The following is a 13172-nucleotide window of genomic DNA, read 5'->3' as shown; positions in this document are numbered from 1 at the left end:
GCGTCGTGCTGATCCGGTTCGAAAGACCTGATGATGCTGACGCCATTCACGCGCTGACGTGGACGGCGTTCGAACCGGCGCCTTTCAGCAACAATACCGAAGCGCAGATCGTCAGAGATCTCCGTACGTCGGGTGACCTGACAATATCTCTTGTCGCGGAAGAGGGCGGAGAGATTATCGGCCATGTCGCCTTCTCGCCGATCACGATCGGCGACATCGAGGATGGATGGTTTGGGCTGGGGCCGATTTCGGTGAAACCGGAACGGCAAAGGCAGGGAATCGGCCGAGCATTGATCCTGAAGGGGCTTGGTCTGCTGAGAGAGTGTGATGCGACCGGCTGCGCGCTGATCGGAAATCCGGCCGTTTATCGCGGCGTTGGTTTCGAGAGCGATGGGAAGCTCACCTATGGCGATCTCGACACGCGTTATGTGCAGCGGATCGTCTTCAAAGGATCGCCACCGTCAGGTGTGCTGAAGTTCTCCCCGGCTTTCGACGAATGACGGTTATTTTCTGCGGCAGCTTTTGTTTAAGCCGCGATTTGGAATAGAGCCACGGCGAACCTACATAGACCGCACTCCCATTCTTGCGCGGCAGGTTTCCATGGTTCCCTTTTCCATTCTCGATCTTTCCCCTGTGGCCGAAGGCACGACCATCAGCCAATCCTTTGCGGCATCGAAGCGCATGGCACAGAAGGCGGAGGAATTCGGCTATACCCGTTTCTGGATGGCGGAGCATCACGGCATGCCCGGCGTCGCGAGCGCGGCGACTTCGGTCATTCTCGGCCAGATCGGAGCGGTAACAAAGACCATTCGAATCGGCTCGGGCGGCGTCATGCTGCCGAACCATGCGCCGCTCGTCATCGCCGAGCAGTTCGGCACCCTGGAAGCGCTATTTCCCGGCCGCGTCGATCTCGGTCTCGGCCGCGCGCCGGGAACGGACATGCGCACGGCACAGGCGCTCAGGCGTAACCTCGATGCCGGCGCAAACAGTTTTCCCAATGATGTAGTGGAGCTACAGCAGCTTCTGGGGGCACCGATCGAAAACCAGGCAATCCTCGCCGTACCCGGCAGCAATTCAAACATCCCGATATGGCTGCTCGGCTCCAGCCTCTACAGCGCCCAGCTTGCGGCCATGCTCGGTCTCCCCTTCGCCTTTGCTTCGCATTTTGCGCCTGACATGCTGCTTGATGCGATCGCGATCTATCGCGACCGGTTCCAGCCTTCCTCGGAACTGGACAAGCCCTATGTGATGGTCGGCGTCATGGGCGCTGTTTCCGAAACGGACGAGGAAGCGCGGTATCACTTCACCTCTGCACAGCAGCAATTCGTCAATCTCAGGCGCAATGTGCGTGGCCCTTTCCCGCGGCCGGTCAAAGACATGGACGCCTTCTGGTCGCCGATGGAAAAGATGAATGTGGAGCACACGTTGCGTTACGCCGTGGTCGGCTCCCCAGCCACAGCAGAGGCCCAGCTCAATGAATTCCTCAAGGAAACGCAGGCCGATGAGGTCATCATCTCCATGCCGATCCATGATATCGAGGCACGGTTGAAATCGGTGGAGCTCTTTGCCGGACTTGGCAATTTCCTGCGAGCTGCGGCCTAGCCACCAGGCATTCCAGAAAGCAAAAAACCCGGCGGAATGGCCGGGTTTTTCGATTCAATATCGCTTAAGCCGAGAGCTTGGCCAGAACTTCTTCCGAGACTTCGAAGTTCGAGTAGACGTTCTGGACGTCGTCATCGTCTTCGAGCGAGTCGATGAGCTTCAGCAGCGATTGGGCTCTTTCTTCATCGACCGGCACGTTGTTCTGGGCGCGCCAGACGGCTTTGACAGTCTCGGCTTCGCCTAGGGATGCTTCGAGCGCCTTGGCAACTTCGCCGAGGGCTTCGAAGGCGGTGGTGATGTAATGGCCTTCCTCGTCGGTCTCCACATCGTCGGCGCCGGCTTCGATCGCGGCTTCCATGACCTTGTCGGCGTCGCCGGCCGACAGTTTGTAGGTGATTTCGCCGACATGATCGAAGGAGAAGGAAACCGAGCCGGTTTCGCCAAGGGCGCCGCCGGCCTTGGTGAAGATCGAGCGGACGTTGGAGGCGGTGCGGTTGCGGTTATCGGTCAGGGCCTCGACGATGATCGCCGTGCCGCCCGGGCCGTAGCCTTCGTAGCGTACTTCGTCATAGTTCTCGGTATCGGCGCCGGAAGCCTTCTTGATGGCGCGATCGATGTTGTCCTTCGGCATCGACTGGGCCTTGGCGTTCTGGATCGCCAGGCGCAGGCGGGCGTTCATCGAAGGGTCGGGCAGGCCGGCCTTGGCGGCAACGGTGATTTCGCGCGCGAGCTTGGAGAACATTTTCGAGCGCACGGAATCCTGACGGCCCTTGCGGTGCATGATGTTTTTAAACTGTGAATGGCCAGCCATGGCACCCCTGTTCACGTCTCTTGTTCGGAATGGGCCGCCTTATAAGATCGGTAAGGGCGATATTCAAGGAAAAAGCGGCTTTTCAATCCTTCTCTGGTGGCATGGCTAATGGCGGAACAAAGCGGCAAAGATGACGTTTTCAACCGACAACACCAGCAGGAAAGGAACGGCTATGGCAAGCTTCAGCGAAGCCCGTGAACAACCGGCGCGTCAACTCTGGGATCAGATCAACGACATCCACGCCGGCATGCTCGGCCTTTCAGGCGTCGACATGCATATGCAGCCCATGGCTCCGAATGTCGATCCGACCACCAATACGATCTGGTTCTATACCAAGACGGATGCCGAACTCGTGCGGATGATCAAACCCGGCAGCCGCGCGCATTTCTGCGTCATCGGCAAGAACCACGATTATCATGCCTGCCTGTCCGGGGTTATCGAGGTACGTCCTGATCCCGCAAAAATCGAGGAGTTCTGGAACTCTGTCGTGGCCGCCTGGTATGAAGGCGGCAAGAAGGATCCGAAGCTGACGATGCTTTCCATGCATGTCGATGATGCCGAGATCTGGGTCTCGACCGGAAGCAAACTAAAATTCGGCTGGGAAATTGCCAAGGCCAATTTCGACGAGGAGAAGATGCCTGATGTCGGTATCAAACGGCATTTGCAATTTGCATGAGCTAAAGGCTCGGCACAGCCCGGGCCTTCTACTGCACGTCCTTCATTACATAGATCAGAGGCTTTTTCGGTAGCGTACGCATGGAAACGGTGAGGCTATTGTCAGGCGCATAATTGACGTCGAAGCCGTTGCCGAACATCGAGATGAAGGAGTTGACCGGCGGGCCGCGGCGATGCATCGGCAGGATCAGCGATGACCGCAGCCGCTTGATGACGCGGCTCATGCTGTCGGCTCCCATGGTCAGACCGCCGTCGACCGGCACCATGACCACATCCAGCCTGCCGATTTCCGTATAATGTGCGTCAGTCAGTTCATAATGCAGGTGGCCGAGATGGCCGATGCAGAGGTCGGCGATTTCGAAGATGAAGATTGAATTGCCGTCCAGTTGTGACCCGCCCAACCCATAGCTGAAGCGGATATCCGTCGTCACATTGCGGATATAGGCGTCACCGACGACGAGATTGATCCTGGCTTTTTCGCCGGGGATGTCGCTCCACCCGTGCAGCACGTGCTTGATGTCGGGATCCGGCGTCAGGGTGTAATGCGTCGAGTGCGCCTTGTTCATGGTGACGACGTCAGGTGTGACGGCCGGCCTATACCAACCATTGTAATCCGTGGCGATGACGATGCCGCCGGGAGTCTCAATTTCGAAGGTTGAATGGCCGAGATAGGTGAACTTGACATCTTCACCCTCGGAAACTGCAGGGACTACCGGCGCCACGCCGGAGAAACTCGCGAAGGTGGCCTTCGGAATATTCTGAGCGATTGCCTGGCACTGGCTGACCGGGCTTCGATCTTCCTGGGCTGCGGCAAGGTTTGGCACGGTGAAAATCGCAAGACATGCGATAGCGAGGACAAGACAATGCGGCTTCATGCCACCCCTCCGGCGCTTTCACGACGCCCGGAGGATGCGGCATGCCGCCGCAGCGGTCCAGACGGGATATGCTCACAATTGCGTGTTGAGAGGCGCTAGCGCCAGAACTCCGGAATCGTTTCGGCAAGCCGCGGGCCAAGGCGCAGCGGCGCGATCTTTTCGGCCAGACCCGTCGCATCCGAAATTTCCACGCCGACGCCGCAGATGGTGGCGGGTCCGGTTGCTGCTTCCATGCGGCCCTTCGGCATCTTGGAGATGAAGCGGTTGAGCGGCTCTTCCTTGTCCATGCCGAGCGAGGAATCGTAATCGCCGCACATGCCGGCGTCCGACATATAGGCTGTACCGCCATTGAGGATCTGCGCATCGGCGGTCGGGACATGGGTGTGGGTGCCGACGACGAAGCTGGCGCGGCCATCGACGAAGTGACCGAAGCACTGCTTTTCGCTCGTCGCCTCCGCATGGAAATCGAAGATGATGGCGTCGGCCTGTTCCTTCAGCGGACAGGCGGCAAGGATCGTTTCGGCCGCCTTGAAAGGATCATCGAGCTCGGGATGCATGAAGACGCGGCCCATGATGTTGGCGACGAGCACGCGCGCGCCGTTGCGCGCATAGAACAGACCGGAGCCGCGCCCGGGCGTACCCTGCGGATAGTTTGCCGGACGCAGAAACTGGTCATGGCGGCCAGCGAAGGCGACAGCATCCTTCTGGTCCCAGACGTGATTGCCGGTTGTCACCACATCGGCGCCGGCATTGATCGTTTCCAGAAAGATGTCTTCGGTGATGCCGAAGCCGCCGGCGGCGTTCTCGCCATTGACGATGACGAAATCGAGCTTCAGGTCGGAAACCAGGCCGGGCAGGCGGTCCCATACCGCCGTGCGTCCCGTCTTGCCGACCATGTCACCCAGAAATAGCAGTCGCATTCCCTATCCAATCCGTGAGGTAAAATGGCGCAGGCCGCTTTCCGTCAGGATGGCATCCAGGCTTATGTCATGCGGCTCAGCGGGTACCTCTGCCACTTCCTGGCAGTCAAATGCAATGCCGATCAGCTTCGGTGAGAGCCCTTTTTGCCTGAGACGGTCGATTGCACGGTCATAATGGCCGGCGCCGTAGCCGATACGGTGGCCGCGGGAATCGAAGGCCGATAGCGGCACGAGCATGATTTCGGGGTCGAGGATGGCAGCATCTTCGCCTGGGCCGACCGTGCCGAAGCCGGTGCTCCTCAGTGCCGCACCGTGGACGAGTTCCCGAAAGACGATGGTTTGCTTGTCGATGATTGCGGGCACGCAAAGACGGCCGCCGCGCCCGCGCCACCGCGCCATCAACGGCTGCAGGTCGGCTTCCGAGCGGATCGGCAGAAAACCGGAGATGGTTGTTCCAGGCGCAAAAGCAATCGCATCCCCGGCATGAGCTGCCATGTCGAGGCTTTTGGCTGTGCGAAGATCTGTCGGGATGGCGTCCCGGGCAGCCAGACGTTCGGCGCGCAATTGAGCCTTCAATTCCTTGGGCGTCATCTAAAATCCAGTATCGTTGCCCAGCGAACATAACCGCTTGCGGCTGGAGGCGACAGATGAAAAGGGTCTATTCCTCGCCTGATTGCGCCCCGTCCTCGGGATGGGCATAGGCGAGCTTCAGCATAATCTCCGACGCCTCGATCAACGTCTTGCGCTCTTGCGAAGCCACTGCGCGGCGCTGGCGCTGCTGATCGAGCGGCGGCCGGAGCGTTTGCCGTTGAAGACGACGCAAAGAGTGATCGGCGTTCTCTTCGGTGTCTGCTGTGCGAGATTGCTGTCGTTTGTAGCCTTGCCAAGTTGGGCCGATGTGCTTGTTATCGGCATGCTCGGCGGCGCCAGGCCCTTCCTCCGGGCCAGGAATTATCTCACCTATTCGATCGTGATGACGCCGCTGTCGATGATGGCCATGGGAACCGCCGATCATGCCCTGCCAACGTCAGCACTGCTGGTAGGCTATTTGCAATTGCCTCGTCAACCACGCAACAATCCATTTCCTGCCGCAGACGGCAGCGCCTAAGGCTTAGACGACGATGCTCGAAGGAATGGTCGCCGCCGGCATGGCGGCCGACAGCCCGGTCACGGCTGATTGTGCTAATCCGATTGCACCTTCGGCGGCGTTGCGATTCTTCTCACGCAGGTCGCGCATGGCCTTTTCAAGGATCTGCTTCAGCTCGCGGACGATGGATTTGAACTCTTCCATCGTCTTGCGGTCGTCGGCGGAAATTGCCGAGGACTTCGGACCGTCCTCGACGATTTCCTGATAGGCTTTGCGGGCATGAGCCGCGCCGTCTGTTTCCGCAGTGTCGGTGCCGTCTTCCACTGCTTCCGTTGCCGTTTCGGTATCCTGCGTTACTTTGGTGGACACCATTGCATCGCTTGCGACAGCGTCGGCCGTTCCATTCGTGGTGGCAGCGGTCGTCGCGGCGGTGGAAGCCGATACGGCTGCAGCGCTGGTCGCAGCATCTGCGTCGGAGGAGCCCCCGGTTGCAACGGCCGAGGCGAATTCGGAGGCCGCGGCGCCGACCTTTCGCGCGAGTTCGGCGGCGAGACGCGCAATCACTTCAGGCGGGAAGCCCGCCGTCTTCAGCGCCTGAAGCTCCTGCTTGGCTTCTTCTAGCTTGCGCTGGGCGCGGCTCTTTGCATCGTCGGCGGAGCTTCCCAGTGAATTGCGCACCTGCTCCAGCGCCAGCGACTGCCGCTGGATCTTCAGTACACCGGTGTCGGGCTCATCGCCCGTGGACGAAACGCCGGATTGTACCGGTTGGGTGCCGCGCAGAAGGGTGGTCGCCGGAACGGTTGAGAGCTGCATAATATACCCCCGATTACATTTTGGGCGCACTCTGCCAGATCAGCCTTGCGTGGAACTGGGCCGCGAAACGGTTCGTTTCTTGGCCAGTTGCCGCATTGTCTGCTCGAAAAGGGTCATGCCGCCGGGCTTCCAGCCGAGCGCGCGGATCTTGCCTGTGTTCATGGCGCAAAGCTCTGCCTTGTCCGCTGCTTCGGGCAGGGGGAAGGGACAGTCGGCGCGATGCCGGATCGGCGAAAGGATATCCCTCGTATCGACGACGATATCCGAAACGTTGAAGACCTCGCCGGAGATTCGGGCGCTTTCTGTTTCCAGCATCAGCCGCACGGCGCGGCCGAGATCACGTCCGTGCACTTCGGTTCCCGCACGTGAGGAAATAGGCTCGCCGCTCAGATAGTCATCGATCAGCCGGTCCCATTTGTTTGGAGAATGGTCACCGTAAACACCTGTTGCCCGCAGGCTTGCTCCCGCAAAGCCCGGTCCGGAAAGATGGGCGAGCGTGCGTTCCCCATCGAGCTTGACCTGCCCGTAAAGGGTTTCCGGCGTGGCGGGCATGGTTTCGAAAAGCTCGGTGCCAGGTGCATGCTCGCCATAGGCGGCGCGGCTGGAGATGAAGATGCACCGGCGGGTACCGGCGCGCTTTGCCTCCTCGAAGAGTTTTACGGTGCCGTCGAGGTTCAGGCGGTGAAATGCCTTCGGGTCATCGCCTTCGCCGCCGCGATATTTTCCTTCGATGTGACTGAAGGCGGCGTGCACGAAGAAATAGGCGTCATCGAAGGCGCCGATATCGTTCTTTTCCGGATCGAGCGAAAGCGGGACGAAATCGACCGGACGGGAAAAGGCCTGTGGAAGCGGTGCGCGCCGCCCGCCGATAATCACCTGATATCCGGCGGAAAGCAGCTCTTCGACGATATAACGTCCGACGAGGCCCGTTCCGCCTGATACCAGTACTTTCATGTCGCCTCATCCGGATTGGCCAGGGATGCAATCTCCGGCACGTGGCTGTCAGTATGGAAACAATGCCACAAATCGATCAAAGGTTGTAGCTCCGCCGCCTTCGGGTGATCTTTTTCCCAAGGTTTTTCATACTGATAGTGCAGGATTGAAATGCTCTTCCAATCCCACAGGGCCGGCATCGTGAACCAGACATATTGCAGCATGTTGAAATAGACCGGCAGGCCGTGCCAATCGGGAAAGAAGGTTTCGAGAAAGGTCTGATCGGTGCGCCGCCAAAAGATCTCGGGCTGATCCAGAAGCTCCAGCATTCTCCTGAATGTCTCTTCTGACGGACGGGCAACGAAGACGCCTGAGTTCATGCGACGGAAGTCGGCGAGGCTTTCATAGACATTGGGCGCCGCGGAGAATTCCGGGTAGGCGAAGAGCTTGTCGACGTTCTTCAGCACGATCGCGTCGGCATCGATGAAGACGCAGCGCTCGTATTCGACAAGCTGCCAGAGGCGCAGCTTGCAAAAATTGTCGAGCGGTGAATGAAAGGCCGGCTTGCGGCCTTTGGTGAAAGGCGCTGCGGAGTGGAGATTGCCGCGGGCATGGCGCTCGTTGAACGCCTTCGACAGCGGCAGGTGCTCGACTTCGATCAGTCGGCAGCCGAGGGTGCCCAGTGGGGCGAGCGTGGCCGCTTCAACACCGCCGGTATGCAGGATGACGATAGCGGCGTCGGTACCAGTGCGGCGCAGCGAGTTGGCTAGTGCCGTCGCGCCCATGGCGTAATCGGCGTTGGTGACGAGAGTGACGTAGGCGAAGTGCGGGGCAGGGGTCATGGATGCAGGATACCTTCCTGAACGACCTCGCTCCGGCAACACTGTTGCGCCGAGAAGAGGGCACCCCTCATGAAACGGACTTCAGTCGCTTGCCTTCCGGGTCGTGATTGATCGTCGCGGCGATATCCTTTGTCCAGGCGGAGACGGCCGGGACACGGGAGCGGTCGACACGATAGGCGAATTTCTTGGCGACTTCGACGATTTCGTCGAGCAGGCCGGCCTGCAGCGTGATCGGGTTGAGGCCAAGGCCGAGGAACTTGTCGTTCCTGACGACGAGATCGTTTTCGGCAGCTTCCTTGCGCGGATTGGGGAGCCAGACGACTTCGGAACCGGCCATCCTGGCGATCATCTCCGCAAGATCGCGCACGCGATGGGTTTCCGTCATCTGGTTGAAGATCTCGACCCGTGAACCGCGGGCGGGAGGATTCTTGAGCGCCAGTTCGATGCAGCGAACGGAATCCTGGATGTGGATGAAGGCGCGCGTCTGCCCGCCGGTGCCGTGGACGGTCAGTGGATAGCCGATGGCGGCCTGGATGAGGAAACGGTTCAACACCGTGCCGTAGTCGCCGTCATAATCGAAGCGGTTGATGAGCTGCGGATGGCGGCGCGTCTGTTCGGTATGCGTGCCCCACACGATGCCTTGATGCAGATCAGTGATCCTGAGGTTGTCGTTCTTGGCATAGAACTGGAAGAGCAACTGATCCAGGCACTTGGTCATGTGGTAGATCGAGCCGGGATTGGATGGATAGAGGATTTCCTGCGAGGCAGTTTCGCCGTCCATCGTCTCGATGCCGACAGGCAGGTAACCTTCCGGAATGGCAGCACCGACAGTCGAATAGCCATAGACGCCCATGGTGCCGAGGTGAACCAGATGCGCATCGAGCTGCAGCTCGACCAATGCATTCAAAAGATTATGCGTGGCGCTGACATTGTTGTTGACAGTGTAATTCTTGTGCCGGTCGCTCTTCATCGAATAGGGCGCGGCGCGCTGCTCGGCGAAATGGATGATCGCTTCCGGACGGTTTTCCGCGAGCCACTTCTTCAGGAGCTCGTAGTCGCGGGCGAGGTCGATCAGATTGAAATGGATGCGGCGGCCGGTTTCGGCATGCCAGATACGAGTGCGCTCCTGAATGGAGTCCATCGGCGTCAGCGACTGGACGCCGAGCTCTGTATCGATCCAGCGGCGGGAGAGATTGTCGAGGATGTGGATGTCATGCCCGGCATCGGAGAGATGCAGCGAGGTTGGCCAACCGATAAAACCGTCTCCGCCCATCACCGCAATCTTCATGCCACTGGTTCCTCATCGGTTGCTTCCTAACTGGGATAGTTAGGAAATATGACAATTGTTCAATGCTTGCCTGTCGAGACGTGTTGCGCCAAAGAGGGCCGGAAAGTTTGGAGAAAATTATGGCGGAACACTGTTTTTCTATTTCCGGCGAACTCACCGAGGCAGGCCACCGACTCGTGCAGCGGGTCTATTATGAAGATACGGATTTCTCCGGTCTGGTCTATCATGCACGCTATCTGCATTTCCTCGAACGGGGCCGCACCGACTATCTGCGCTGCCTCGGTGTCGAGCAGCGAGAGCTCGTCAATGCGGACGAGGAGGGCCTCGTTTTCGTTGTCCATCGCATGGAGATCGACTTTAAAAGCCCGGCCCGCATGGACGACATTTTGACTGTGATCACACACACGGAAAAGGCGGGCGGCGCGAAGATGGTGCTCAACCAGGAAATCCGCCGTGATGATACGCTGCTGATATCTGCCAAGGTGATCATTGCGGTCATCAATGCCAAGGGACGGCCGCGCCGGCTGCCCGAGGCGCTTGCAAGGCAGATGCTCATCCCTGAGAACTGAGGCGCACAGCCGTTCGATTTTCATCCGCCGACGGCGAAGTTGGAGCCCCGAACGGCCCAGCCTGTCATGCGCCGTTCAGCGGCAGCAAAGACCGCATACATGGCGATGCCCATGAAGGCGATCACCACGAGTCCGGCGAAGACCAGCGGAATCTTGAAGTTCGCCGAAGCCTGAGTCATCAGCGTGCCGATACCACGATTGGATGCGAGCGTTTCTGAAATAACCGATCCGACGAAGGAAAGGGTAATCGATATCTTCAACGATGCGAAGAGATAGGGCAGGGACCGGGGGATGCCGACCTTGCGGACGACGTCCGTCTGGCTTGCGCCGAGAGACCTCAAGACGTCACGCAGCTCCGGTTCGATCGTGGCAAGGCCCGTCGCCACGTTCACAGCAATCGGGAAGAAGCTCAGCATGAAGGCGGTCAGCACTGCGGGCACGATGCCGATGCCGAACCAGACGACCAGTACCGGCACAATTGCGACTTTCGGAACCGAATTGAAGCCGATCAGCAGAGGGTAGAGGCTGGAATAGGCCATGCGTGACGAGCCGACCGCAACACCGAGGCCGGTGCCGAAGATCACCGCTAGGACGAAGCCGCCCAGTGTCGTGAGGAGTGTCTGGCTGGAATGGAACCAGATCACATAGATATTCTGATAGAGCGCGACGGCGATTTCCATCGGTGACGGCAACACGAAGGAAGGGACTTTGAAAGCCGAACAGGCGATTTCCCAGACAAGGAGCAGCAGAAGGCCGACGGCGTAGGGGGCGATGCGATCTAAATTTTTCATCCGTTTACTCCGCGGCCCGGGTTAGGGATTGCATATCGGGAGGCGAACGCTGATTGCGGATTTCCTCGCGCAGTTCCAGGACCGCTTCATTGAAGCGCGGATCGATGAAAGTCTTCTCATCCCTTGGGCGAGCGAATTGCACCGTATCGAGCGACCGAACGATCCTACCGGGCCGGGCCGACATGACGTGGACCGTGTCTGCCAGGTAGAGCGCCTCGCGCAGGTCGTGAGTGACGAGGATTGTCGTGAATCTCTGTTCGGTCCAGATCGTCTGCAGCACATCCCAGAGCTCTTCACGGGTGAAGGCGTCGAGCGCGCCGAAAGGTTCATCCAGCATCAGCAGCCGCGGACGATGGATCAGGGCGCGGCAAAGCGACGCGCGCTGCTGCATTCCGCCGGAAAGCTGCCAGGGATAATGATCGGCGAAATTTTCGAGACCGACCATTTTCAGCAATGCCGTGGCGCGCGCCGTGAATTCCTCCCGCTTCTGGCGAAACTCGTAACGGGCTGGGCGAACGACCTCGAGCGGCAGCAGAACGTTCTCCAGAGTCGTGCGCCAGGGCAGGAGGTTCGGGTTCTGGAATGCCATGCCGACGATGTTGAGCGGTCCGTCGATCTCCTTGTCGTCCACCAGAACGGCGCCCGAAGTCGGCGGCAATAGGCCGGTCACCAGTTTCATAAGCGTGGATTTGCCGCAGCCGGAGGGGCCGACCACGGCAGCGAAGCTGCCTTCTGGCACCGAGATGCGGAAACCGGAAAGCGCCGTCGTGCCCGCGTAGGAGAGGCTGACATCGATCAGCTCGACAAGGGGGTTCATGATACGGTCATCTCCTGACGCCTGCTATTCGATTCTCGGACGTGGAAAGAGGCAGCGCTTATTTCGGCGGCATCCGCTCGGCCTGCGGCGGTAGGAAAGCTGTCGTATAGACCGTATCGGCTGCGGGCGCAGCGATATTGTAGACTTCGCTATTGGTCTTTATCGTCGTTTCCATCTTGGCAGGATCGATATAGCCGAGGCCGTTCTCATCGAAAGCCTTGGATTTCAGGACGCCGATATCCATCAAATAGGCCAGGCGATCGGCCTCCAGCTTTTCGTCAAACAGGGGATCGCCTTCCTTGATGGCCGCCATGCCGGAAGCGGGATCCTTCAGGAGTGCGACCGTACCCTCTATCGTCGCCTTGACGAATCCTTTGATAATGTCGGGGTTCTTCTCGATGTATTCCGGCTTTGCGACGAGCGCGCTGCCATAGAGATCAAGGCCGTTGTCGGAGTAGGGGATAACGACGATATCTTCACGCGGGATGCCGGCTGCGATCAAATTGAAGACCGATGTGGAGGAGAAGCCTGAAATTGCATCGACTTGGCCCTGGGCCAGCATCGTTTCGCGAAGGTTCGGAGCCATGCTAACCCATTTGACGCTTGCCGGATCAATGCTGTTTGCCTTTGCGAAGGCGCCGAACATGATGCGGCTGGAATCGGCTTCCGGTGCACCGATAGTATGGCCGGCAAGATCTGCCGGTTTGGCGATACCGGATTTCTTAAGAGTGATGATCGAGTTCGGAGTGCGGTCGAAGACCTGATAAAAGCCAACGAGCCGCTGGCCGGGGTTTTCCGCGTTGAACTTAATGACGGCATTGATATCGGTGAAGCCGATGTCATACGCTCCGGCAGCAACCTTGACGACCGTGTCGCCCGAGCCGTATCCGCGATCCATCGTTACATTGAGGCCGTTCTCCTCGAAGTATTTGTTCTTCAGGGCGAGCGCCCAGATGGCGTGGTTGCCCTGAAGTGCCCAGTCGAGCGAGAAGTGGACTGGTTTCAGATCCTGAGCGCCGACGGAGTAGGTCGATGCTGCAAGCGCGATAAGGCCGGCAGCGACTTTTGTTGCGAGTCGTAACATGTTGTTCCCCTGTTATATAAAAATCCCGGGAGGAGGGAGAGAAGCGGTAATGACTATTTAATATG

Annotated in this window: 17 protein-coding genes; 5 read left to right on the top strand and 12 right to left on the bottom strand. The window is 59.1% G+C overall.

Annotation, left to right across the window (positions count from 1 at the left end; translation table 11 throughout):
* Positions 1-5: 5 nt before the first annotated feature.
* Together JNB85_RS15485 and JNB85_RS15480 are read left to right on the top strand one after the other, a co-directional pair.
* Positions 6-500 carry a GNAT family N-acetyltransferase gene (locus JNB85_RS15485; RefSeq protein ID WP_220335231.1) on the top strand — a complete coding sequence of 165 codons (495 nt, stop codon included), beginning with the start codon at positions 6-8 and terminating at the stop codon, positions 498-500.
* A gap of 100 nt (positions 501-600) precedes the next feature.
* Positions 601-1602: an LLM class flavin-dependent oxidoreductase gene (locus tag JNB85_RS15480; RefSeq protein WP_220335230.1), complete on the top strand. Its 1002-nt coding sequence runs from the start codon at positions 601-603 to the stop codon at positions 1600-1602.
* Between the two features lie 64 nt (positions 1603-1666).
* Here the strand turns inward: JNB85_RS15480 and JNB85_RS15475 are convergent, their stop codons facing one another.
* Positions 1667-2413 (bottom strand): YebC/PmpR family DNA-binding transcriptional regulator, encoded by a 747-nt coding sequence (locus tag JNB85_RS15475; RefSeq protein WP_183748831.1) that lies wholly within the window; start codon positions 2411-2413, stop codon positions 1667-1669.
* Positions 2414-2585: 172 nt separating this feature from the next.
* Between JNB85_RS15475 and JNB85_RS15470 the strand changes: the two genes are divergently transcribed.
* Positions 2586-3089: a pyridoxamine 5'-phosphate oxidase family protein gene (locus JNB85_RS15470; RefSeq protein WP_220335229.1), complete on the top strand. Its 504-nt coding sequence runs from the start codon at positions 2586-2588 to the stop codon at positions 3087-3089.
* A gap of 28 nt (positions 3090-3117) precedes the next feature.
* On the opposite strand, the gene JNB85_RS15465 is transcribed toward JNB85_RS15470, so the two are convergent.
* From JNB85_RS15465 to JNB85_RS15450, 4 genes are all read right to left on the bottom strand, one after another.
* A complete protein-coding gene (locus JNB85_RS15465; RefSeq protein WP_220335228.1) occupies positions 3118-3963 on the bottom strand; it encodes an MBL fold metallo-hydrolase in 846 nt (281 codons plus the stop codon).
* Between the two features lie 95 nt (positions 3964-4058).
* Entirely contained in the window at positions 4059-4883 is an 825-nt protein-coding gene (locus tag JNB85_RS15460) for a TIGR00282 family metallophosphoesterase (protein WP_007827096.1), read from the bottom strand.
* Between the two features lie 3 nt (positions 4884-4886).
* Positions 4887-5474, bottom strand: a complete 588-nt coding sequence (locus tag JNB85_RS15455; RefSeq protein WP_183748834.1) for a 5-formyltetrahydrofolate cyclo-ligase — start codon at positions 5472-5474, stop codon at positions 4887-4889.
* Positions 5475-5541: 67 nt separating this feature from the next.
* Positions 5542-5706 carry a hypothetical protein gene (locus JNB85_RS15450; RefSeq protein WP_220335227.1) on the bottom strand — a complete coding sequence of 55 codons (165 nt, stop codon included), beginning with the start codon at positions 5704-5706 and terminating at the stop codon, positions 5542-5544.
* Here JNB85_RS15450 and JNB85_RS15445 point away from each other — a divergent pair.
* Positions 5692-5991: an FUSC family protein gene (locus JNB85_RS15445; protein ID WP_220335226.1), complete on the top strand. Its 300-nt coding sequence runs from the start codon at positions 5692-5694 to the stop codon at positions 5989-5991. The two genes, JNB85_RS15450 and JNB85_RS15445, sit on opposite strands and share 15 nt — an antisense overlap.
* Before the next feature lie 3 nt (positions 5992-5994).
* Here JNB85_RS15445 and JNB85_RS15440 read toward each other — a convergent pair whose 3' ends face one another.
* The 4 genes from JNB85_RS15440 to JNB85_RS15425 all read right to left on the bottom strand — a co-directional run bounded on the left by JNB85_RS15440 (position 5995) and on the right by JNB85_RS15425 (position 9846).
* A complete protein-coding gene (locus tag JNB85_RS15440) occupies positions 5995-6783 on the bottom strand; it encodes a hypothetical protein (RefSeq protein WP_220335225.1) in 789 nt (262 codons plus the stop codon).
* Between the two features lie 39 nt (positions 6784-6822).
* Positions 6823-7737 carry an NAD-dependent epimerase/dehydratase family protein gene (locus JNB85_RS15435; protein WP_220335223.1) on the bottom strand — a complete coding sequence of 305 codons (915 nt, stop codon included), beginning with the start codon at positions 7735-7737 and terminating at the stop codon, positions 6823-6825.
* Positions 7734-8558, bottom strand: a complete 825-nt coding sequence (locus tag JNB85_RS15430; RefSeq protein WP_220335222.1) for a glycosyltransferase — start codon at positions 8556-8558, stop codon at positions 7734-7736. The genes JNB85_RS15435 and JNB85_RS15430 overlap by 4 nt, the downstream gene beginning before the upstream one ends.
* 67 nt (positions 8559-8625) lie before the next feature.
* Positions 8626-9846 (bottom strand): NAD-dependent epimerase/dehydratase family protein, encoded by a 1221-nt coding sequence (locus JNB85_RS15425; protein WP_220335220.1) that lies wholly within the window; start codon positions 9844-9846, stop codon positions 8626-8628.
* 119 nt (positions 9847-9965) lie between these two features.
* On the opposite strand from JNB85_RS15425, the gene ybgC reads away from it, so the two are divergent.
* A complete protein-coding gene (gene ybgC, locus JNB85_RS15420; RefSeq protein ID WP_220335218.1) occupies positions 9966-10415 on the top strand; it encodes a tol-pal system-associated acyl-CoA thioesterase in 450 nt (149 codons plus the stop codon).
* 20 nt (positions 10416-10435) lie between these two features.
* Here the strand turns inward: ybgC and JNB85_RS15415 are convergent, their stop codons facing one another.
* From JNB85_RS15415 to JNB85_RS15405, 3 genes are read right to left on the bottom strand one after another with little or no spacing between them, the layout of a single operon-like run.
* Positions 10436-11206: an ABC transporter permease gene (locus JNB85_RS15415; protein WP_220335216.1), complete on the bottom strand. Its 771-nt coding sequence runs from the start codon at positions 11204-11206 to the stop codon at positions 10436-10438.
* Positions 11207-11210: 4 nt separating this feature from the next.
* Positions 11211-12023 carry an ABC transporter ATP-binding protein gene (locus tag JNB85_RS15410; protein ID WP_220335214.1) on the bottom strand — a complete coding sequence of 271 codons (813 nt, stop codon included), beginning with the start codon at positions 12021-12023 and terminating at the stop codon, positions 11211-11213.
* Between the two features lie 58 nt (positions 12024-12081).
* Positions 12082-13107 carry an ABC transporter substrate-binding protein gene (locus JNB85_RS15405; protein ID WP_220335213.1) on the bottom strand — a complete coding sequence of 342 codons (1026 nt, stop codon included), beginning with the start codon at positions 13105-13107 and terminating at the stop codon, positions 12082-12084.
* Positions 13108-13172: the final 65 nt, after the last annotated feature.

Source organism: Rhizobium mesosinicum (assembly GCF_019511345.1).
Classification (GTDB): domain Bacteria; phylum Pseudomonadota; class Alphaproteobacteria; order Rhizobiales; family Rhizobiaceae; genus Rhizobium; species Rhizobium mesosinicum.
The sequence above is the reverse complement of the archived record's forward strand: the minus strand, read 5'-3'. Positions and strand labels throughout refer to the sequence as shown.

What these genes read in the sequence shown, in the direction of transcription:
- JNB85_RS15480 (WP_220335230.1), top strand. Translation starts at nt 601, where the DNA reads ATGGTTCCCTTTTCCATTCTCGATCTTTCCCCTGTGGCCGAAGGCACG.
- JNB85_RS15475 (WP_183748831.1), bottom strand. Translation starts at nt 2,413, where the DNA reads ATGGCTGGCCATTCACAGTTTAAAAACATCATGCACCGCAAGGGCCGT.
- JNB85_RS15470 (WP_220335229.1), top strand. Translation starts at nt 2,586, where the DNA reads ATGGCAAGCTTCAGCGAAGCCCGTGAACAACCGGCGCGTCAACTCTGG.
- JNB85_RS15465 (WP_220335228.1), bottom strand. Translation starts at nt 3,963, where the DNA reads ATGAAGCCGCATTGTCTTGTCCTCGCTATCGCATGTCTTGCGATTTTC.
- JNB85_RS15460 (WP_007827096.1), bottom strand. Translation starts at nt 4,883, where the DNA reads ATGCGACTGCTATTTCTGGGTGACATGGTCGGCAAGACGGGACGCACG.
- JNB85_RS15455 (WP_183748834.1), bottom strand. Translation starts at nt 5,474, where the DNA reads ATGACGCCCAAGGAATTGAAGGCTCAATTGCGCGCCGAACGTCTGGCT.
- JNB85_RS15440 (WP_220335225.1), bottom strand. Translation starts at nt 6,783, where the DNA reads ATGCAGCTCTCAACCGTTCCGGCGACCACCCTTCTGCGCGGCACCCAA.
- JNB85_RS15435 (WP_220335223.1), bottom strand. Translation starts at nt 7,737, where the DNA reads ATGAAAGTACTGGTATCAGGCGGAACGGGCCTCGTCGGACGTTATATC.
- JNB85_RS15430 (WP_220335222.1), bottom strand. Translation starts at nt 8,558, where the DNA reads ATGACCCCTGCCCCGCACTTCGCCTACGTCACTCTCGTCACCAACGCC.
- JNB85_RS15425 (WP_220335220.1), bottom strand. Translation starts at nt 9,846, where the DNA reads ATGAAGATTGCGGTGATGGGCGGAGACGGTTTTATCGGTTGGCCAACC.
- ybgC (WP_220335218.1), top strand. Translation starts at nt 9,966, where the DNA reads ATGGCGGAACACTGTTTTTCTATTTCCGGCGAACTCACCGAGGCAGGC.
- JNB85_RS15415 (WP_220335216.1), bottom strand. Translation starts at nt 11,206, where the DNA reads ATGAAAAATTTAGATCGCATCGCCCCCTACGCCGTCGGCCTTCTGCTG.
- JNB85_RS15410 (WP_220335214.1), bottom strand. Translation starts at nt 12,023, where the DNA reads ATGAACCCCCTTGTCGAGCTGATCGATGTCAGCCTCTCCTACGCGGGC.
- JNB85_RS15405 (WP_220335213.1), bottom strand. Translation starts at nt 13,107, where the DNA reads ATGTTACGACTCGCAACAAAAGTCGCTGCCGGCCTTATCGCGCTTGCA.